The following is a 20704-nucleotide window of genomic DNA, read 5'->3' as shown; positions in this document are numbered from 1 at the left end:
TCGCAGAAGAATATCTGTGAGGAGCGATTTTTTTACTTTGGTATGCGGACAAAAAAGCTGTCATCTGTCTCGTGGTGTATACTGCCTCCGTTTCTGAGCATGACCTTCAGCGAGGCGGGATTGCTTTTGAATACATGGAGATAGTATTCGTTTTCGGGGACTATACCCCTTGCCTCCTTCAGAAGCAGCCTCAGACCGGCGCTTGCGTAGCCCCTGCCGCGGAATGTGGGAGCGATGTAGTAGCCTATGTGTCCCGAGCCGTTTATCAGAGATTCGCAGAGATGATGGCGGAGCTGGAACTCTCCCACGATAATGCCGTTGTCCCACAGATAATATGTAGTGGCTGGGACGTAGCCCGCGGGGAGCCTTCTGCCCTGGGAATTGGCTATGATGATATCAAGGGCTTCGTCGAAGTCCTCGCGGCTTATTCCGTGATTCACGTTTATATAGCCGTTTTCGTCCTCGGGGATATCGCGGACAAAGAGATATTCCGCCTCGATATCCTCTGTGTTTGCAGCTTTCAGTATCATTTCACCTTACCTCCCGTTCGTTTTATTATAACATGGGGAGCTTTTTTTTGCAATAAAAAGCCTTGTAGATTCACAGCACAAAAATATTATTTGTTTTGCTGTAAACTTATTCAAATTCTTGACAAAAGTCGTGAAAAGTGCTATAATGATTCTATATGTATAATTATGACATAAAAGCGTTTTGAACAGAGATGATTTTTCTTAAAAATGCCGCCGGGTTACGGGCTTAATGACTGAGCGGCGTATATCAATGAGGGGTGATATAATGGCGGGCAGCGTCACAACAAAGGTCCTCTACCAGAACTGTGATACTTTTCTTCAGGCAGGACTGAAAAAGAAGGACAAGATCGACGAGGATCAGCTGCAGCTGATAAACAGCAGGAAGGATATGGGCTTTCTCGGCATAAGATGGGAAAAGACTGCCGCAAGAAATGTCCTTAAATATAACGTGAGCAATATGACGGCGCTCTCGGAATACATAAAGCAGACCATGACTCAGGAGAAATACTTCAGGATAATAAGCCAGTTCCAGAAGATATATGAGTTCTGCGCCACTACCGACGGCCTTTCGGCCGACAATCTTCTGCTTGGGGATATGAAGAACGTATACTACGATACCGAGAAGCAGAGGATATTCGTGGCCTATCTGCCGCTTTCCGAGAATATCTACAAGTGTGCCAACGTTGTGAAGTTCCTGAGCAAGGTCAACAAGAGCGCCAGCATCACTATCTCAAACGGTACGGTCATGCAGAAGTACGGCTTCTGCCTTGAGGACCTCATGGGCAAGCAGAACAGCAAGACTCCCAGAAACGGAGGCCTTTCCTATGCACAGCTGCATACTCTGCTCCACGATGTGCTTTCCATACCCGAGGAGGATCCTGCGGCTGCCATAGTGAATAATGCGGATATGCAGTCTCCTGCGGCGGGAGCAGCCGAAAGCGCTGCCGATGACGACGGAGACCACACCATTCTCGTCAGCAGAAGGAGCAGCGACTGTCTGGCATTCCTGAAGGACGAGAACAACAGGGAGTTCCCCATAGATCATGTGCCCTTTACTATAGGCAGACGCCCCGACAATGACATTGCCCTTACGGACAAGGGAACGGTATCCAAGGTCCATGCGGCTATCTCCGTCGAGGACGGCGGCTGGTTCGTGGAGGACAGGGGCTCGGCAAACGGTACCTTCCTCAATGACTTTGCCGAGAACGCAAGAAGGATCACCAGGGAGCCCATAACCAGCGGCGACGTCATCTATATCTATGACGTGCCCTTCGTGTTCACCGTGAACGCAGGGGACGCAGCTACTGTTATCGTGGGTGCGGCAGGCGCCAAGCAGCAGCCTCCGAAGAACAAAGTGAAGAAGATCGCCTACTTCATAAACGGCTCCAGCAATGAGAGGATACCTGTTTTCGTGTATCCCTTTACCTGTGCGGAGCTCTCGGGCATTATAATCGACCGTGAGAGCAACGGAAGCAGGCATAATATCTGTATCGAGAATATATCCTGCAACTCCCTGAACGTGGAGGGAAGCGATATCCCCGCAGGTGAAAAGACCGTGATATTCTCGGGCTGCAATTTCCTGTATCACGGCATATCCTATACATTCTACGAAGAGAACTGACGGTGAACGGCTATGAAATATATGTTTTCCTATGTGTCTACCGAGGGCGCGGTGAGAAAGGTCAATCAGGACTCTCTCTTTGCGGCTGAGGCCGAATTCAGAGGCGAGAATATCTTCTTTGCAGCTGTCTGCGACGGCGTCGGCGGTCTGTCCTCGGGCGAAAAGGCCAGCGGCTTCGTCTGCAAGCGCATAAACGAGTGGTTCGCCGAGGACTTTGCCGACCTCATGAGAAGATCGGCGCCTGTACTCAAAATAAGGGAGTCTCTTGACGACAGGCTCCACCAGCTTAACGACAGTATAAATGCATATGCTGAAAAGCACGCCTCCGATATGGCTACCACTTTCACGGGCATTCTCATAATACCTCAGCTGAAACGATTCCTCACGGCCCATGTGGGGGACTCGCGGCTGTATAAGATAACCGACGACGAGATAAAGATACTCACATCCGATCATTCGGTAGTGGGTCAGGACGTAAGAAACGGCGTCATAACTGCGGAGATGGCCGAAAAGGATCCCCGTCAGAACCAGCTGACCAACTGTATCGGTGCAGGCCTTGACGATACCTCCTATGACTACAGTATAGGCAAGTACGCAGAGGGCGACTGCTATATGCTCTGCACAGACGGCTTCAGGAAGAAGATTACTTCAGAGGATATACATTTCCTGCTGAAGCCCTCGTCAAACGAGGACGAGAGGATAATGTCAGCTCATCTGGAAAAGCTGAAAAACAAGGTCATAAAGGGCGGCGAAAAGGACAATATCACCGCTCTCATGGTAAAGCTCTGCTGAAAGCGAGGAGATCTATTTGCTCAATAAAGGCTTTGTCCTTGAAAACAGATACAAGATCGTGAATATCGCCGGAAAAGGCGGTACTTCCGTGGTATACAGAGCCGTTGACCTGAAGGCCAACAACGCCCAGCGTGCTGTGAAGGAGGTCATGAAGACCAACGGTGCAGACGCTTACAACGCAAGACAGGAATCACTTCTCATCAAGGAGTTCTGCGAAAAGGACGTCAAGAACTCCTACTTCCCCAATATCATAGAAATAATCGACAACAAGCCCGAGGCACTGTATATAGTTCAGGATTACATAGACGGAGTTTCCATGGAGAAGCTCCTTGCCTATGATCCCTTCCGGCAGAAGACCTTCCTGAGATACGCGAAGGATATCTGTTCGGTAATGTCGTTCATACACAAATGCGGTATGATACACAGCGATATGAAGCCTGACAACATCATGGTGGTCAGGAACTATGAGGACTTTGAAAACGTAAAGCGTCCCGACAAGTACGGCAAACTGAAGTTCATCGACTTCGGCTCCGTTATAGAAAGAAGGCAGGGTACATTCGCCTATACCCCTGCCTATGCGGCTCCCGAGCAGTTCAACAAGGAGGAACTGGACGAGAGGACGGATATATTCAACATAGGCGCTACCCTGTACCATATGCTCACGGGCAAAAAGCCCCTGAACGTGTCGGCGGACGGCAAGCTGGTAAGCTCTGCGGAGAGGTTCACCTTCGGCAAGGGCATGAGCTCCGCTGTGGTCAGGATAATCAGAAAGTGCGTCAACGACGACAGAAGCAAGCGCTATCACAACTGCGACGAGCTCTATGACGCCCTGGACAAGGCGGAGAACCATACCTACGCAAGAGTTTCGGGTATACTTGCAGGTGCTGCCGCGGTATTCCTTGCATTCTCGTTCTTCGCGGGGACTATGGCCAACAAGAGCAGGAGCGAGGACTTCAACAAGCTGGTGGAAAAGGCTGAGAATACCAGCGACTATGCCGAGAGGGCTGCCGCCTTCGAGGACGTCATCGAGGCAGACGGCTCCTATACCGACGCCTATCTGAAGCTGCTGGATCTCTACAATAACGATCTGGTATTCGATTCTGCCGAGGTGGAGCAGATACTCCGCCTTGTGAACGAGCATACCAACGAGCTGAAAAAGGCTCCCGATTACGGAAACGTTGCTTTCCGCATAGGCATACTCTACTGGTACCACTACTTCTACGGAAATGAGGACGGAAATCCCGATCAGGAAGTAAGCACCGCAGGCAAGATAGCTGCGGTAAAGTGGTTCAAGGAGGCGCAGACCGAGGGCTTCAGGTCCTCCTCGCCCAAGGATTACGAGATCGCAAGGGTGTACTGCGCAATAGGCGATTTCTACTCTCAGGCTCAGAAGAAGGAGTATGAGCTGCTGAAGTCGAACTACGCCTCAGACCTGTGGGAGAATATGAACGAGCTCAATGAGCTGGTGGAGGAGTCCGAGGACAGCCCAGAGCTCATAGTTCTTGAGACCTACAAGACGCTTCTCAACCTCGAAAAGGACAATATGAACGATTTCGCAAAGTCGGGCATATCCTATGAGGAGCAGGAGAGGTTCGTTGAGGATATAAGGAATAAGGCCGAGAGCGCGTCGGCTGCCGGAGACTCTGCGGCAGAGACCAAGGAGTATATCCTCAATAACTATAAAATGGTCCTCGAGAGCATAAAGGGCGCTGAATAAGGAGGTGCGGTATGGAATCATTTCACTGGCAGATAATATCACAGATATCATTGGGCATTGGTGTTGTGCTGCTCCTTGCTGCACTTTTCATTGCCATAAAGTTCAGAGTGATATCAAATATAGTGTCCGAGATATCGGCAAAGGGCGGAAGGGCAGCAGCCGAAGCTGTGCCGTCTCCCTCGGTTAGCCGCTCGCTGAGAGCGGAGGAGAACTTCTTTTCCGAGGATTTGTCCGATAATAAGGACGGAGACATAATCACCGTTGTGGTTGGTCAGAAGAAAAATGAGGATATCAGCGATACGGTGGTGGTCGGTACAAAGACCGATTCACAGGAGGATTTCAGGATAGTAAGGAACATTCTCCTCGTCAATGCTGATGTTGAAGCTATAGATAACGGCGGTAGGAACAGATGAGCTACAGACCTCTTGCGGCGGCTGCCGCTGTCATGATGTGCTTTGTCTGCACACCTTCCGTTACCGCTTCGGCCTATGACGCTCCCTCGGATATAATGCTGTCACTGGGCAGCGTTCAGCTTGAACGCTCGCAGCTCAGCGGCGATACCCTTGTGGAGCTGCCCATATACATAGAGAACAATCCCGGATTTTCGTCGCTGAATATGATATTCGAGATCGACGGGAACCTCAGCTTCGATAAAGAATATGAAGCAGATGTTGCGGCCGATGAGCTGGGAGGCGTCGGTATCTACAGGTGCGACGAATCCGGAAAGACCATTTCCATCTGTTTTGAGACCGACGGAAAAAGAAAGAGATTCACCGACGACGGCCATATAGGTGATCTGAGACTGAGAGTGCCTCAGGATATACCCGACGGCAGCTATGATATCTCCTTCCGTGAGAGCAGCGGCTCTTTCAGGATGCTTATATACACATACAACGACTTTGACGCCGAATTCGGCGCAGAGTGCTTTTCACAGATGCAGGGAGGCTCGGTATCCATCGAAGCTCCCCCTGCGCAGGAGATCCGCCGTGAGCAGAGCGGAGGATCTCCCGCACCCGTTCAGAGCTCGGAACAGACCGCCGCGCCAACGGGCACAGCTGAGTCAGAACAGGTCAGCAGCTCCGAAGCTCCCTCTTCGGACGGATCGGCTGTGACCACTGCGGCGGCTGTTACGACAACCTCTGTATCTACGACAAAAACCACCTCGACTGCGGCAAGGAGCACCACTTCCACCACCGCAGCGAGCACTTCTGCTGCAGAGACGTCATCTTCAGCGAGGACTTCCGCTCCCACTGGAATGACCGAAACAAGAAAAAGAGGCGGGCTGCCTTTTCCTGCGATTATCGCTGCTGTCATAGGAGCAGCGGCGGCTGTGGGACTCGCTTCAAGAAAAAGGAGGTAGATCAGGATGAATAACGGCATCTTTGATTTCAGGAAAAAAATAGCTTTTGCGGCTGCCCTTATCTTTGTCTCACATTCTCTCTGTGGTATGCCTTTAACGGAAAGCAATGCGGCTGCGGTGGTGCAGACCGCCGATAATGATACGGGAGCTCCTCCCGAGGACAACTCAACGGATAACGACACTCCTGCCGAGCCCGAGAGCGAGCCGGTGACCTACACTGTCACCTTCGAGGAATGTACACTGTCCGAGAACGAATTCAGCGCTCTGGTCGGCAATCTGTTCAAATCTGAGGATGTGATCGAGTCTGATTATAATAACGGTTCGGGAACTGTTACCGTAAAGGCTGATGCGGTACCCGACGACAAATTCATGAATATCGGCTCCCATGTATTTAAGAGAGACCGCGCAGCTGAAGATGCCACAGGTGACGATCTGAATATCATAATCGCTGCTTATACGGTTCTGAATGGCATTTCCGACCTCAAAGAGCTTGAATTCGTGGGCCTTGAGGAGGGAAAATACGGCAGGATAGGCTCCACTGTCACCGTAAAGCCCAAAAGAGAATATATCATTGCGGGAAGCTCCGAAGGTATATCCTTTAAAGTGGAAGAAGGCGCCTATATCGTTAAGCAGAACGTGGACACCGAGAGAGAGTCCTATGAGCTGAATGTCTCGGGAAAGGTTTACCGTGTAGCACCGAGATCCTTCAGGATAGATGTGGGCGATGAGGATATCGCCGTGTTCAACAAGCAGTTTCCCGTTGACCCGAGTATTGTCACTTTCAAGTGGAAAGACGTAAGGAATATCTCATTTATCACTTCCGACAGCAGCGCTGTGCAGATATCCTGCAACGGAAAATACTATACGGAAAAACTCAGCGGCAATACGGTAAAGCTTTCAAATCTGCTGGAAAAATCGGATATCGAATATGTCAGCAACGGTACCCTCAGGGTCAGCAGCGTGAGCAATGTGCTGAAGGCCACCTTTGAGTATGAGGGCGACTCTCAGCGCTCCGGCGATACAGTGGATTTCCCCCTTATCATCGACGGGGACGATATGTACTATATGGTACCGTATCTGGAGAACGGCAACTACTACCTGAGTAAGTATGACTACGACGGCTCTGTGGAGGTATCTGCGGACAGTATGTTCAGCGACCTCAGCGGAAATGAGGAGAGATTCCTTCGCATAGACGCAAAGCCAGGCGTATCGGAGATGACTCTCACATACAGGAAGTTCGACAGCTTCGGAAGCTATATCTATACTCCCGAGCCCGATATATCACAGAGGAGCAGCGAATGCTATACCATCGACAGCACCGCTCCCAGTACGGCTCTCATGTCATTCCCCTCGGAGCTGTTCGGAAGCACCTTCCTCTATGATTATTTCGGCGGAGATGACGCCTCGGGACTTGGCTATGCAAAGTTCAGGATAGGCAGGGACAAGAGCGGTTTCGTGCTCAACAGCGGAGTCATAGATGATTCACGCTTCATTATCGCGAAGGATATCCTGAAGGACGGAGACGGCATCACCAACGGCCTCAACGGAAGCATCTGCTTCTATATGGACAGGAATGCGCCTGCTGCTGAGGCAAAGGATCCCGCCACAGGCAATAAGCCCGATCCCGGTGCGTGGTCGGGTAAGGACGGTATGTCTGCGAATATCTATGTGGACGACACCGAGGAATGTCCTCTGCCCGCAAACGGTACAGGCTCCTATGCTGATAAGTACATAAAGGAGATATACGACAATTACATAAACGCTCCCACCGAGGACAAGCAGGAGATACGCTCGGTAATCGTTGGAGATTACAGGTTCGACAGACCCGATGAAGGCTGGCAGGACGGTCAGGCTGTTACGGGATATATTGAGAATGCTGATATCCTTGCGGCAGAGCAGAAGGCTGTGAACTACCTCAAGACCTTCGAGCTCAGCGATCTTGGTGAGGGCTACGACGATCAGGGCAACAGCTATTACTATTACAAGAAAATACTCAGGAACGGCGTGTGCGACGAGATCGAAAAGGTGCTTACAAACCGTTTCAACTCCTTTACGGAGGAGAAAAATGAGCTTGTTGCCGCCGATAAGGACGTTCCCGAAACGCTGACAAAGAAGCTGGATCTTGCCCGGAAGAATCTGAACAATTTCAAGGCTGCGGTAAGTGATTACAGATCCGCTGTGGCTTCCGCAAAGAGCAGCTACCGCTGTGTTCCCGAGCTTTCTTTTGACAAGGCCACACAGAGCTTCAGCGTAAAGCTTACGGCAGCTTCGGCTAACGCATCTGATACCTTCAGGGACGTTCTGCCCGTTTATGCAGTGGATAACAGCGACAATACAGGCACAGGCGAAAAGGCCGACGAGATCGTGTTCAACTACGACGGTACGGCTCCTGCGCTTGAAAACAACGATATAACTATACAGGACGCAGTTTTCGTCGGCGAAAAGGACGGCGTGAAGCGCTACGTTCTCAGGGACGGCACCTCCGTCAGGGCAGAGCTTTCGGACAAGGGCGGCTCCGGCGTTGACAGGGTAATGTGGAGCATTGACGGACAGCTGCACCCCATGGACAGAGACGGCAGCTTCTATACCGCAAGGATAACGAGCGGCGACCTCAGCGGCAGGGATCTCAGCGGAAGCGTGGATATCCATGCCTTTGACAGAACCGGCAACGAGTCGGAATTCAGCAGCGCCGATGTAAAGAACAGCTTCACCATCATCGTAGATAACAAGGCGCCTTTGTGCAGTATCACAGACAGTTCCGATCCCGAAGATCTGTATGTCAACGAAAGCGGCAATCAGACTAAGAAGTGGTACAGCCGCTTTGAGAGCCTGAAAATGAAGATAGAGGCTGCCGACGCAGAGCCCGATATATGCTCGGGCGTGGAGAAGATAGCCATTAACATCAACGGCAGGGACAACGAGATCGTGCTTGCAGACACAGGCATGGACGCCGCTGCACTTGCAGATGGCAGCTACTATGTAGCCTTTGACGCAGATACTGCTCCCGACAGCTTCAGGGCTGTGATCAGATCGGACAATGATGACGACTTTGAGTATTCTCTGGGCGGCGGCTATTACCGTCTCGGCAGACAGTCCTCGGGCAGCTACAGCGACGTTCCCGACAAGGGCGGTATCGCTGTCAGCATAAGAGCTTACGATTTTGCAGGCCATGAGAGCGGCGATCAGAGCGAAAAGATATTCCTGGAGCTCGAAAAGCCCACTGTTGCAGGCGTGTTCTTCGACAGAAGAAATATCATTAATAAGAGCGGCACACAGCATTTCAATGTATTCTCTGGCGGTGCTGCGGAGCTCCGCGTAAAAGCAGGCAGCAATATACCTATATCGGGCATATCCGCTGTTAATCTGCACCTTATAAATATGGACGGTACCCTCAGCAGGCAGGTGCCTGATGTGAAGGTCATCGAGGCTGACAAGGAGTGGAGCTTCACCGTACCTGCGGATTTCCGCGGAACAGTTGTGGTGAGCCTGAAGAGCAATACCGATAGGAGCTCCGAATCCGTTACCACCTTCGGTATCATAACCGAGACCGGTACAAAGCACGGTCAGAGCTCGTCTGCTTCCATAGAGCTGCCCGCTGCCGATCATTTCGACGGTGAAGGGCTGCCCCTCTACAGCAGCGATATTGACGTGAAGCTCAGCGTCCGTGACAGCTTCTCGGGTCTGTCCGAAATTACGGTTTCATCAACAGGTCAGGGCAGCGGTACAGTAAAGATAAACGAGGATAAAGGCCTCGAAGGCGACGGTGCGGATATATGGCAGCCGTCGGGAGATTTCGCTAATATCATCACCGCCATGAACGGCAGCATACATTTCTCGGATAACCGCAACGGCAATACCATTTCTCTGGGCTATAGCGACAAAGCGGGACACGGTTCCGAGGAGGCTGACAGCAAGAGCTTCAGCATAGACAAGGTCGATCCCAAGGTGGATGTGGCATTTACGGATCAGGGAAGCGGAGATCAGGAATTCCATGATATATACAGGAATGCCCGCAAGGCCGTTGTCACGGTTACCGAGCGCAATTTTGACGGAGAACTTGTGGAGATAACCGTAAACGGCGTAAGACAGCGCCCCGTATGGAATATCGCAGGCGGTGTTCAGGGTACGGATTCTGCTCAGCACAGCGCCGAGGTCACCTTCGATGATGACGGCGTATATACCCTTGCTGTAAAGTGCAGGGATATGGCAGGCAGAAAAGCTCCCGACTATACCTCGCAGACCTTTACCGTGGACAGAACGGCTCCCGTTCTCAATGTGGGCTTTGACAGGAGCCTCGAGAACGAGCATTACTACCGCGATAATATGACCATGACATTCAGGATCAGCGATCAGAATTTCGATCCTTCAAGGATAAACGTTTCGGGAACTCTCAACGGCAGCGCCGAGGGCTTCCCCAAGCCGTCAGAGTGGAGCAATGCAGGCGGATACTATACCTCCTCAGTAAAACTCAGCAAGGACGGCGAGTATGCGGTAAACGTTTCGGGACGCGATAAGGCGGGCAACCACCTTGAAGCGTACAGCACACGTTTCTGCATCGATACCTCCGCTCCTTCTATCGGTATCAGCGATATCGAAAAGGCCAACAGCGACGCTGTTGTAATGCCCCGTATACGATTCAGCGACACAAATCTTGACAAGGATAGCATAAAGATAACTCTTGACGGTGCAAAGCGCGGAAAGGGACTTGCCTATGAGGGCAGGTTCAATGAGACTCCCGACGGTCTGGAGTACATATTCGATAACTTCCCTGCGAGAAAGACATATGATGATATCTATACCATCAATGCCAGCGTAAAGGACAATGCCGACAACGAGCGCAAGACGTCCTACAGCTTCTCGGTAAACAGGTTCGGCTCTACATTCGAGTTCAGCGAGAAAACAAGAAAGCTGGAGAACAAGTATCTCTCAAAGCCTCAGGATGTTGTCATAACCGAGTACAATGCCGACAAGCATTCGGGCAAGAGCTCCGTTTATATCACAAAGGATTCGGAGATCATCGAGCTCAGCGAGGGCAGGGACTACTATGTTGAGCACAGCGGAGGCAGTGAGGAGTGGTCGGAGTACACATATACCATCTATGCAAGTAACTTCGACAGCGACGCCAAGTACACCGTGTCTGTCCATTCAACCGATGAGGCAGGCAATATCAACGTCAGCGACTCCGACAAGAAGAAGGCGGAGCTCACATTCTTCGTGGACAAGACAAAGCCTCTGTGCATACCGCTGAACATCAGCGAGAACAGCGCATACAAGGGCGAGAATTATACTGCTCATCTCTCGGTAAGCGATAATGTCAATCTCAAGAGCGTTGAGGTCTACATCAACGGCGACAAGGTTCATTCAAGACTGACCGACGACGAGTGTACATTCGTTATCCCCAATTCGGGTCACGCCCAGAACATAAGGGTAAAGCTTACGGATATGGCCGATAACGAGGTGGAGTACACCTACAGGAACGTGCTTGTAACCACAAGCGTTGTAAGGCTCCTGGTCCGCAGGACATGGGTCAAGGTGGCAGGCATATCCACAGTCCTTCTTGCAGGCACAGGTGCTTTCCTGCTGAGAAGAAGGAGAAAGAACAGACTGCTGTGATAACAGTATATGAGTATATAAGCCGCTATGCAACCCATAGCGGCTTTTTCCTGTGTGTAGTTTTTCGCAGCCTCTTGACATATTCGCGGATAAATGCTATAATGTTTTTCGGAGTTTTCTCCCGACAGTTCGTTTGCGCCATCCTGTCGTTAAACAAAACCAGGGCATCTGTGAGTGCAGGGGATACTGCGCTCTTTGTGTGATACAGATGCGTCTGCTTATGGCAGGCGCTTTTTATTTATCTGAGGTGAAAAAATGTATTATCTGAAAACTTCCGCAGAGTTCGACAGCGCGCACTTCCTTGCGGGATATAACGGCAAGTGCGCCAATATCCACGGCCACCGCTGGAAGGTGGAGGCTGTTGTGTACAGCGGTCAGCTCATCAGCAAGGGCGAAAAAAGAGGCATGGTCATCGACTTCGGCGACCTCAAGCATGAGGTGAGAGCCCTTGCGGACAGCTTCGATCACGCTCTTATCTATGAGAACGGCTCACTGAAGGAGACCACTGTTGCGGCTCTCCGCGGTGAGGATTTCCGTCTGATATGTGTGGACTTCCGTCCTACAGCCGAGAACTTTGCAAGGCATTTCTTTGGCGTTCTGAGAGAAAAGGGACTTCCCGTGAAAAGTATCACGGTGTATGAGACTCCCGAAAACTGCGCCGTATATGAGGAGGGGATATGATGCTTCCCGTAGTTGAAAAATTCGTGAGTATAAACGGTGAGGGCGCTCACGCAGGCGAGTTGGCTGTATTTGTACGTTTCCGCGGCTGCAATCTCAGCTGCTCCTACTGCGATACCGCCTGGGCCAACTGTGAAAATGCTCCCGCCGATACTGAGACACCGGAGGAGATAGCGGACTGGGTATCGGCAACGGGCGTACATAATGTCACTCTTACGGGCGGAGAGCCGCTTCTCCATAAGGAGTGCGGCAGACTTATCGCTCTGCTCATGGAAATGGGCTGCCGCGTGGAGATAGAGACCAACGGCAGTATTGCCCTTGACGGGCTGGCTGCCTCTGAGCACAGACCCGTTTTTACTATGGACTACAAGCTGCCCTCAAGCGGTATGGAGGAGTTCATGTGCATGGAAAACTTCCGCCTGCTGGACTGCCATGATACGGTGAAATTCGTGTCGGGCAGCATGGAGGATCTGGAAAGGGCAGCGGATATAATACAGACATACAAGCTGACGGAGCGCTGTCATGTGTACATCAGCCCCGTTTTCGGCGAGATAGATCCTGCGGACATAGTTGCGTTCATGGAGGAGCGCAGAATGAACGGCGTAAGATTGCAGTTACAGCTGCATAAATTCATATGGGAGCCTTCAAGGAGGGGCGTTTGATGGACAGAGAAGCAATAGAATACCACGTTCTCGGACTGATAAAGGCTATCGGAGAGGATCCGGAGCGTGAGGGCCTGAAGGAGACTCCTGCCCGCGTGGCGCGTATGCTTGAGGAGGTCCTTGAGGGAACGGCATATACCAATCATCAGATAGCGGAGATGTTCGGCAAGACCTTTGAGACTGACAGCGATCCCGATACGGACAGCGCCGTGGTAATGAAGGATATAACCGTGTTCAGCTACTGTGAGCACCACCTGGCTCTCATGTACGATATGAGCGTAAACGTTGCCTATATCCCTCACGGCAGGGTGCTGGGACTAAGCAAGATAGCCCGTATCTGCGATATGGCGGCAAAGCGTCTTCAGCTCCAGGAGCGTCTGGGCAAGGACATCGCGGAGATAATCTCCGAGGCCGCAGGTACTCCCGACGTGGGAGTAATGATACGGGGCAGTCACAGCTGTATGACGGCAAGGGGAATACGCAACCCCAACGCAAAGACGGTCACGGGCACTTTTATGGGAGCCTTCCGTGACAGCGCCGAGCTGAAAGAGCTGGTAAAATTTGACTGAGGAGGACGTCATGAAAGCATTGGTACTTTTCAGCGGCGGCGTGGACAGCACTACCTGTCTCGCCATCGCTGCGGATAAATACGGAGCGGACGAGGTGCTTGCACTTTCGCTCTATTACGGACAGAAGCACAGCCGCGAGCTTGAAGCGGCAAGGACTATAGCCGCGCGTTACGGCGTAAAGCATAAGGAGCTTGACCTTGCGCTGATATTTGCAGACAGCGACTGCTCTCTGCTCAAAGGCTCGGATGAGGATATCCCTGAGGAGAGCTACGCGGAGCAGCTCAAAAAGACCGGCGGCAAGCCCGTATCTACATACGTTCCGTTCAGGAACGGCCTTTTCCTTGCCTCTGCGGCAAGCATAGCCCTGTCAAACGGCTGTACGGAGATATACTACGGCGCTCACAGCGATGACGCCGCAGGCAATGCCTATCCCGATTGCAGCAGCGACTTCAACGACGCCATCAATCGTGCCATACACCTGGGAAGCGGCGGAGAGCTCCGCGTTATCGCTCCCTTTATCGGCATGAACAAGGCGCAGGTGGTTGCCGAGGGACTGAGGCTGGGAGTTCCCTATGAGCTCACATGGAGCTGCTACGAGGGCGGCGACAGTCCATGCGGAGTATGCGGCACCTGCCGTGACAGGATAGCTGCATTCAGGGCAAACGGAATTGACGACCCTGCAATGAAAGGAGAATAACTATGAGCGGTAGAACAGAAAATGAGAAGGGGAGCATAACTCTCCTTGGCAATAACAATACAAAGTATTCCTCGGACTACGATCCGTCGGTGCTGGAGACCTTCCCCAACAAGCACCCCGACAACGATTACTTCGTGAAGTTCAACTGTCCCGAGTTCACAAGTCTCTGTCCTATAACGGGACAGCCCGACTTCGCTTCGATATACATATCCTATATCCCCGGCGAGAAAATGGTGGAGAGCAAGTCGCTGAAGCTGTACCTTTTCAGCTTCCGCAATCACGGCGACTTCCATGAGGACTGTGTCAATATCATCATGAAGGATCTCATCAAGCTCATGGAGCCCAAGTATATCGAGGTGTGGGGAAAATTCCTGCCCAGAGGCGGCATATCAATCGACCCCTACTGCAATTACGGTATGGCAGGAACAAAGTGGGAGCAGTTGGCATGGGACAGACTGGCTCACCATGATATGTACCCCGAGAGCATCAATAACAGATAATGAAAAAATCCCCGAAGCGGTAAGGCTTCGGGAATTTTTTGTTAATACATGGTGTCGAATGATACTTTTTTGTTGAGCAGATACTCCTGTATGCGGAGGGCGTCATTGGAGGTAAGTCCCTCTGTGGACTTATCAACGTCGCCGTTTTCCTTGCCCTGTTCTGTCAGGTGCTTGGGAGCTGTGCCTGCAAGTCCATATTTATTGGGGTTTGCAAGGCTCTGCATGGTGAGTATAGCGTCTGCAAGCTCTATGGTTCCGTCGCAGTTGGTATCACCCAGCTTCAGCTCACAAAGTTCGCCCTCGGAGGACGTAAGTGCAGCCCATGATACGTACCTGGTTTGTCTATCATAGCATATCACACCTGAGACTGTATTGCCGAGCTTGGTGGCAGCATCTACGTCGGTCTGTCTGTAAAGGAAGGAATCGGAGAACAGGATATAGTCCTCCTTGCCCTCAAGTTTATAGAAGCCGACCTTGCCTGAGCATTTCTCAATACTTGCATTCCTTACGATATCATAACCGTAACTGTTAGAACCGGGGGCACCATTGCCCGATGCGCAGGTGATGATAACTTTCTTGTAAACTCCGTCTGCATTTACATCAAATACTGCAATGCCGCCGCCTTTGGCAGTTACGGAAACAGAGCCGTCAGAGTTGTTGGTTACATCAAAGCTATAAGTAAAATCAGTTCCGTCTGCATTCTTTTCGGGCTTTATGGTAAAGCTCGAAGCGTTTTTAACCGATATAGTAGCGGTTTCGTACGGCTCCAGATCAAACTTGTCGCAGATTATTATGGGCTTATCATCGGGAACAGTGGTAGTTGTTGTAGTGACCGTAGGAGGCGTGGTAGTAGTCGTTGTAGTTGTTGTGACAGGCGGCGGAACGGGACCGAAGATCATTGCATCCTCGATGAAGCCGAGGTTCCATATGAGGGCTGCCTGGCACTGAGGAGACGTGTCGTTTGAGCTCCAGGCTTCTACTGAGTCGGCGTAGCATTTCTGAGGAGCGACTTGACCCACTCTCATTCCGAGAGATTTAACATGATCGTCTTCAAGCAATGAATTAGGTCCGCAGACCAGTACTCCCCAGGGAGCCATGGGATAATCGTTGTCTATCTCGTGCTTCCAGTATCTGTGTGTGGGATTTTCAGTGTGGTATGTGCCGTATCCCGTGACATATGATATGCCGAGACCGTTCCTGCCAAAAAGGTAGTCCAGAGCCTGTGCCGAACCGTTGAGGTACTTCATATCATGATTTGCCGCATCATAGGCATAGCCCATGATTATAGCATTATTTGCTACATATGCATTGGAGGAGGGAGCATACCCTTCCAAGATCAGGGGACCGGGCACACCTATCACGTCAGCGTTCCGGAATTGCTTGTATGGTAATCCCATTCCGTTGGTCGGATCGTATTCCCTCTCTAAAAGTATATCTGCCGCTTTGATGATATTGTCGGAGATGTACTCTTTATCCATATCAGAGGTCTTGTCGCTGAGGTAAAGCGAAAGTGTTCCCATAGAAGCAGTATGTTCATCATCGAAGAAGGCAATAGGAGTATTCTCTGATTTGGATACAAGCTCTATATCGAATGCCTTTCCGCTTCCTGAAGCATTTGTTTCGTTATTATATGCTTTCAGGTAGTCGTAATACTCGTCTGAACCTGTTGTTGAGAACAGCTCGCAGGCTGCCCAGTATGCTTCGTCCTGAACATAATTGTCATCATACAGTCCAGTTCCTATGTAACCCACAGTGGGAGCAAACTGCGGGTCACTCTCATACTGTCCGTAGTTAATATGCCATTTTGACTGATATTTCATCACAGCCTTCCATGATGCCTCAGCTTTTTCAAGGCATTCCGCAGCAAATTCATCGTCTATGCCCTTCCACAGACGTGAAGCCTGAGCTGCACAGGCTATCATATTGAAAGTAGCCGCATACGTCGGAGGTCTTACTATACGGGTAGCTTTATACTTTTCCTGATAGTCCATGGGATCAGCATCGAAATCTATAAACTTGTGGTCGTTGACCTCATGGTATACGAAGCCTGTATGGTTCTTGCCCCAGTATGAGTCCTTTTCGGGATCAACTATCATTTTGAACATCCACTCAAGCTCGTATCTTGCCTCTCTGAGAGATTCCTCATTGGGATCATCCAGTACCTTAGACCTCTCGTACATATTCTGGAGGAGCCATACCGAGTTTGCGCCTGATATAACGTTCTTTGTATAGGTTGAGCCTGTGTACCAGCCGCCTGTTACGTCGATAGAATCCTTAGTATTGCCGTCAAATTCATTTTCGTAGTATCTTACCCACTTTGATTGGATATAAGCCTTGTCCTTCTTGTGGAAAGCAGAATGTGCAAGTCCATGCTTGCCTTTAGGATCCTTTGGATTGTACGAAGTAAGGTTTTTCTCGATTATATCCTCATCGGAGCGGTTCTGGTAGTAGTAATTCATTGCATCCGTGAGTATCCCATAGTAGATATCATGGCCTATTTTAAATTCATGGCTTATATATTTCTTATAGACCTCGCCTGTGCGGGGATTGGTGTAAACATTGTCCTGGTCGTCAACCTCTATGGTGTAGGTACCCGGATCAGTTACCGTGCTGAAATCCAGTATCTGGCAGTATTCTCCTGCCTCCTTGTCAAAGCCTATGGGCGTGCCCTTGCCCTCATATACAGTGTTACCGTTCTTCTTGACAACAAAGCTTACGGCGCTCTTTTCTTCGCTTGTAGCGTAAGTTGCCCTTTTGTCTGCCAATGAGAAGTAGCCAACCTGATTTATCCTTACGTCGCTTCTGGGAGTTACAATTCCCATTTCGTTTGAGGGATCCCAGAGACAAGGGGTAGAACTTTTGTCCTTGAATACCTCTCCGCAGGTCTCGCATTCCAGACGCATATTATCGAATTTGAGCGTGGTACCCTCGGGGAAACAGTCCTGAGGCTGATAAGGGCCTGCACCGCCGTAATTGAACGCCCATTCAGCTACCTCTATAGTTCTGTCGGCAGTGAATTCACTGTCGAATTTATTATCGCCCTTTTCTATCTTCACATTGTTCCAGCCCAGATCCCATTGGCCACTGTTGTTCTGCCATACACCTGTGTTATAACTCATTCCGTTTCTGCTGACATCGTTTATGTAGGTTGCGAGCTCGCCGTTATTTGAAGAATTAACTTCCCAGTGTATCTTATACTTGTGATCCTTCTCAATATGGAGATCTCTGTGGCGTATACCGAGATCCCATCTTGAATCTCCGCCTCTTTCCTTTCCGCCGGGATTTACGATGGTGATATTGTAGCTTCCGCCCTCGGTCTCAAAATGCTGCTCGGCAGGTATATTCCGAAATACCGACCATGGCAGTGCTATTCCATCGTCAAAGTCGTTCTGGCCGAGACAGTCCGCATTGGCCGTGAACGGCACAAAGGCGGCAGTGCTTACCGCAGCGATGGATAGTGCCATCATTTTTCTGATTGGATGTTTGGATGTTTTCTTTTTCATTCTTGTTCCCTCCCTGAATGAGATCGCCGCTTATCAAGCGGCTTTTGTCGTGTGATATGCTGCCATAGCATTTTGTTGATTGTATAATCTGACGACTTTCCCTGATAAAAAGTCGGATTATATATTAATTATAGACTATAATATGTATGAAGTCAAGTATAAAAAAACAATACCTCCTTCCCGCAGGAAGGAGGCATCGGTCATATTGCTGACATTATGTCTTTGTAGGTCTTTTCCCAGTCTTTCTGAGGGGCCTCGATTATGATATGGTCTGCACCGAGTGACTTCAGTATCTCTGTTTCGCGGTGCTGCCGCTCTGCGAGAGCCTCGATATATCCGTCCATTCCGCTGAGACCGTGGGCTCTGCCGTATGCACCGTTACAGTGATAATCTATAACGCCGCTGAGCCATTCTTCACCGCGTGCGGGAGCCGCAGCTTCCACAGCTGCTCTTATATCCTCCGTGCGGAGGTATACCACAAAGGGCTCAAGAGGTGCGATGATATCCCATATTCTGCCTATATATCCTGCGGATACCGATATGTCATAGTTGAATCTCATCATGGTCTCGCACATGGGGTTCTGGAGCAGCACACAGTTGAAAACATAGCGCCTGCTGCCGATAGTGCCGGCAAATTCCTTCCACTTGTCCAGCATGAGCGGGTACTCGGTCTCCCAGGGGAGAAAGTCGTATATCTTGCGGCTGATAAGCTTTTCTGCGAGTTCGCCTTCAAAGCTGCCTATGGGGACAATGTAACCTCCCTGCTTTTTTTCTGCACAGTTCAGTATCCGGGACTGCTGCCGCGGCGTGAAGCTTTTCAGCTCGTCACAGGTGATGTAAGCGTGGAATTCGTAGTCGGCAGGGTGACAGCCGCTGCCCTCGTCTATGTATGTCATGTCCAGCTGTTCCGCTATATAACGGGCAGTGGTGCTTTTTCCCGAGCATGGGAGACCTTCGACTATTATTAGCTTTCTCATATGTCAGAATACCGCCTTTACGCAGTTCCTGCCTGCGGATTTTGCGGAATACACCGCCTTGTCCATGCGGTTGAAGGCTGTGTTCAGATCGTCGTCGGGACCTGCGGAGGTAACGCCGATACTACAGGTTATATGTCCTATTTTTGTGAAGTCCTCTGCGGCTACCTTTTCTCTGAGGGTTTCTGCCAGACTTACGGCCGCTTCTTCATCGATATCGTAGACTACGGCAACGAATTCCTCTCCGCCCCAGCGTCCCGCTACAGCCTTGTGATCGCTGAGGAAATCCGTTATGACCTCGGCAAAGCGGACAAGGGTCACATCTCCTACAGAATGGCCGAACTCGTCATTGACACGCTTGAAGTAGTCGATATCGAGTATCATCATTGCCACACTGCCGCCGTTTTTCTTAATGTTCTCAATGGCGTTGAACATCTCTGTTTCGATCCTGCCGTGGTTGTATATGGAAGTGAGGGGATCCTTTGAGGCCAGATCCTCGTACTTTTTCAGCGTTGACATGAGCTCCTCTGCGTTCTCGTGTATATCCTGCACCATGAATACGAATCTGAAATCGTCGGGGTTGAGGGTCTCGGCGCGGCTGAATATCAGCTTTACCCATATGAACTTTCCCTCAAGGTTCATCATGAGGCAGTCAAAGGAGGTAGTGCGTCCGGGAGCAAGGTTCTTCTTCAGATACTCCGGATCCGTCCTCTCCAGGAATATATCCTTATCGTCGGGCCATATCATATTCACGATCATCATGCGCCAGTCGGAGTATTTCAGCTGCTGGTTCATGACCTCGTCGGATATTTCGGTTATGCTTATGCTGTTGGTAGTGTCCTTTACCAGATCGACATACATGGAGAAAAGATAGGTGTTCTGAATGGTGCTGACCTTTTTTGTGGTAAGGGTCTCGTCGATGTAAAAACTTCCGTCAAGCTCGTTCAGAACGAACAGGTATACCTGTTCCTCTTCCATGGGATAAATGGTCATCTGAACGATATGCGCCTTTTCGTTAAAGGTTATGTTCAGCCTTTTGCTGTACTTGCCTGCGAATTTACCCGCAGTTGGTATAAACACATGGTAATCCTCTATGACCTTGTCCTCGCTGTTGTTGAAGTGATACCAGAGTCTTTCGATAAGATCGTGGTAGCGGCCTTCCTCACGAAGGTATTCCGAAAAAAATCCCCGTCTGACCAAGGCCTTGTAAACATCTGCTTTGCCGTCGGCGACGAAAACAGCGTCCGCACTTTGTCCTGCGTATCTGATGGCGTCATCAAAGGTGATATTGCTTATTCTGTCGGTATTCACGTTCAGCCCCCCTAAGCTGTTATTTTTCAGACTCTGCGTCTGTCGGGCATAGACAGAGCCTTGTTATCATCATAATTATATGATATCATAATCGGCTGTGAGAATTGAGAATATTTTGTGAACTGCGGCGCACAGGGAAGTTTTTTTGTAGTATGTGACAATACGGCACGGCTCACA

Annotated in this window: 15 protein-coding genes; 11 read left to right on the top strand and 4 right to left on the bottom strand. The window is 50.4% G+C overall.

Features of this window, described 5'->3' with window-relative positions:
* Positions 1-32: 32 nt before the first annotated feature.
* Entirely contained in the window at positions 33-530 is a 498-nt protein-coding gene (locus tag Q0Y65_RS03815) for a GNAT family N-acetyltransferase (protein WP_297957278.1), read from the bottom strand.
* A 250-nt stretch (positions 531-780) separates the two neighbouring features.
* Between Q0Y65_RS03815 and Q0Y65_RS03810 the strand changes: the two genes are divergently transcribed.
* From Q0Y65_RS03810 to queF, 11 genes are all read left to right on the top strand, one after another.
* Positions 781-2151, top strand: coding sequence for an FHA domain-containing protein (locus tag Q0Y65_RS03810; protein ID WP_297957274.1), 1371 nt, complete (start codon positions 781-783; stop codon positions 2149-2151).
* Positions 2152-2163: 12 nt separating this feature from the next.
* The gene (locus tag Q0Y65_RS03805) at positions 2164-2943 is read left to right on the top strand and encodes a PP2C family serine/threonine-protein phosphatase (protein ID WP_297957270.1); all 780 of its coding nucleotides are present in this window, start codon (positions 2164-2166) and stop codon (positions 2941-2943) included.
* A 16-nt stretch (positions 2944-2959) separates the two neighbouring features.
* On the top strand, positions 2960-4660 hold the full coding sequence (locus tag Q0Y65_RS03800) for a serine/threonine-protein kinase (protein ID WP_297957267.1): 1701 nt from the start codon (positions 2960-2962) through the stop codon (positions 4658-4660).
* Between the two features lie 11 nt (positions 4661-4671).
* Entirely contained in the window at positions 4672-5073 is a 402-nt protein-coding gene (locus Q0Y65_RS03795; protein ID WP_297957264.1) for a hypothetical protein, read from the top strand.
* Complete coding sequence (locus tag Q0Y65_RS03790; RefSeq protein WP_297957262.1) at positions 5070-6020, top strand: hypothetical protein; 951 nt, start codon at positions 5070-5072, stop codon at positions 6018-6020. Before Q0Y65_RS03795 ends, Q0Y65_RS03790 begins: the two co-directional genes overlap by 4 nt.
* Positions 6021-6026: 6 nt before the next feature.
* A complete protein-coding gene (locus Q0Y65_RS03785; RefSeq protein WP_297957259.1) occupies positions 6027-11633 on the top strand; it encodes a hypothetical protein in 5607 nt (1868 codons plus the stop codon).
* 255 nt (positions 11634-11888) lie between these two features.
* A complete protein-coding gene (gene queD / locus Q0Y65_RS03780; protein WP_297957257.1) occupies positions 11889-12314 on the top strand; it encodes a 6-carboxytetrahydropterin synthase QueD in 426 nt (141 codons plus the stop codon).
* Entirely contained in the window at positions 12311-12973 is a 663-nt protein-coding gene (gene queE / locus Q0Y65_RS03775) for a putative 7-carboxy-7-deazaguanine synthase QueE (protein WP_297957254.1), read from the top strand. Before queD ends, queE begins: the two co-directional genes overlap by 4 nt.
* The gene (folE, locus tag Q0Y65_RS03770; protein WP_297957251.1) at positions 12973-13542 is read left to right on the top strand and encodes a GTP cyclohydrolase I; all 570 of its coding nucleotides are present in this window, start codon (positions 12973-12975) and stop codon (positions 13540-13542) included. The genes queE and folE overlap by 1 nt, the downstream gene beginning before the upstream one ends.
* Before the next feature lie 10 nt (positions 13543-13552).
* Complete coding sequence (gene queC / locus Q0Y65_RS03765; RefSeq protein WP_297957248.1) at positions 13553-14239, top strand: 7-cyano-7-deazaguanine synthase QueC; 687 nt, start codon at positions 13553-13555, stop codon at positions 14237-14239.
* A gap of 2 nt (positions 14240-14241) precedes the next feature.
* Positions 14242-14739, top strand: coding sequence for a preQ(1) synthase (queF, locus tag Q0Y65_RS03760; protein ID WP_297957246.1), 498 nt, complete (start codon positions 14242-14244; stop codon positions 14737-14739).
* Positions 14740-14780: 41 nt separating this feature from the next.
* On the opposite strand, the gene Q0Y65_RS03755 is transcribed toward queF, so the two are convergent.
* The 3 genes from Q0Y65_RS03755 to Q0Y65_RS03745 all read right to left on the bottom strand — a co-directional run bounded on the left by Q0Y65_RS03755 (position 14781) and on the right by Q0Y65_RS03745 (position 20527).
* Positions 14781-18242: a glycoside hydrolase family 9 protein gene (locus Q0Y65_RS03755; RefSeq protein WP_297957243.1), complete on the bottom strand. Its 3462-nt coding sequence runs from the start codon at positions 18240-18242 to the stop codon at positions 14781-14783.
* A 200-nt stretch (positions 18243-18442) separates the two neighbouring features.
* Positions 18443-19219 (bottom strand): hypothetical protein, encoded by a 777-nt coding sequence (locus Q0Y65_RS03750; RefSeq protein WP_297957240.1) that lies wholly within the window; start codon positions 19217-19219, stop codon positions 18443-18445.
* 3 nt (positions 19220-19222) lie between these two features.
* The gene (locus Q0Y65_RS03745; protein ID WP_297957237.1) at positions 19223-20527 is read right to left on the bottom strand and encodes a GGDEF domain-containing protein; all 1305 of its coding nucleotides are present in this window, start codon (positions 20525-20527) and stop codon (positions 19223-19225) included.
* Between the last annotated feature and the right edge of the window lie 177 nt (positions 20528-20704).

Source organism: uncultured Ruminococcus sp. (genome assembly GCF_947301925.1).
Taxonomy (GTDB): Bacteria; Bacillota; Clostridia; order Oscillospirales; family Ruminococcaceae; genus Ruminococcus.
The sequence above is the reverse complement of the archived record's forward strand: the minus strand, read 5'-3'. Positions and strand labels throughout refer to the sequence as shown.

Coding starts and splice junctions, on each gene's coding strand:
- Q0Y65_RS03815 (WP_297957278.1), bottom strand. CDS start 530: ATGATACTGAAAGCTGCAAACACAGAGGATATCGAGGCGGAATATCTC.
- Q0Y65_RS03810 (WP_297957274.1), top strand. CDS start 781: ATGAGGGGTGATATAATGGCGGGCAGCGTCACAACAAAGGTCCTCTAC.
- Q0Y65_RS03805 (WP_297957270.1), top strand. CDS start 2,164: ATGAAATATATGTTTTCCTATGTGTCTACCGAGGGCGCGGTGAGAAAG.
- Q0Y65_RS03795 (WP_297957264.1), top strand. CDS start 4,672: ATGGAATCATTTCACTGGCAGATAATATCACAGATATCATTGGGCATT.
- Q0Y65_RS03790 (WP_297957262.1), top strand. CDS start 5,070: ATGAGCTACAGACCTCTTGCGGCGGCTGCCGCTGTCATGATGTGCTTT.
- Q0Y65_RS03785 (WP_297957259.1), top strand. CDS start 6,027: ATGAATAACGGCATCTTTGATTTCAGGAAAAAAATAGCTTTTGCGGCT.
- queD (WP_297957257.1), top strand. CDS start 11,889: ATGTATTATCTGAAAACTTCCGCAGAGTTCGACAGCGCGCACTTCCTT.
- queE (WP_297957254.1), top strand. CDS start 12,311: ATGATGCTTCCCGTAGTTGAAAAATTCGTGAGTATAAACGGTGAGGGC.
- folE (WP_297957251.1), top strand. CDS start 12,973: ATGGACAGAGAAGCAATAGAATACCACGTTCTCGGACTGATAAAGGCT.
- queC (WP_297957248.1), top strand. CDS start 13,553: ATGAAAGCATTGGTACTTTTCAGCGGCGGCGTGGACAGCACTACCTGT.
- queF (WP_297957246.1), top strand. CDS start 14,242: ATGAGCGGTAGAACAGAAAATGAGAAGGGGAGCATAACTCTCCTTGGC.
- Q0Y65_RS03755 (WP_297957243.1), bottom strand. CDS start 18,242: ATGAAAAAGAAAACATCCAAACATCCAATCAGAAAAATGATGGCACTA.
- Q0Y65_RS03750 (WP_297957240.1), bottom strand. CDS start 19,219: ATGAGAAAGCTAATAATAGTCGAAGGTCTCCCATGCTCGGGAAAAAGC.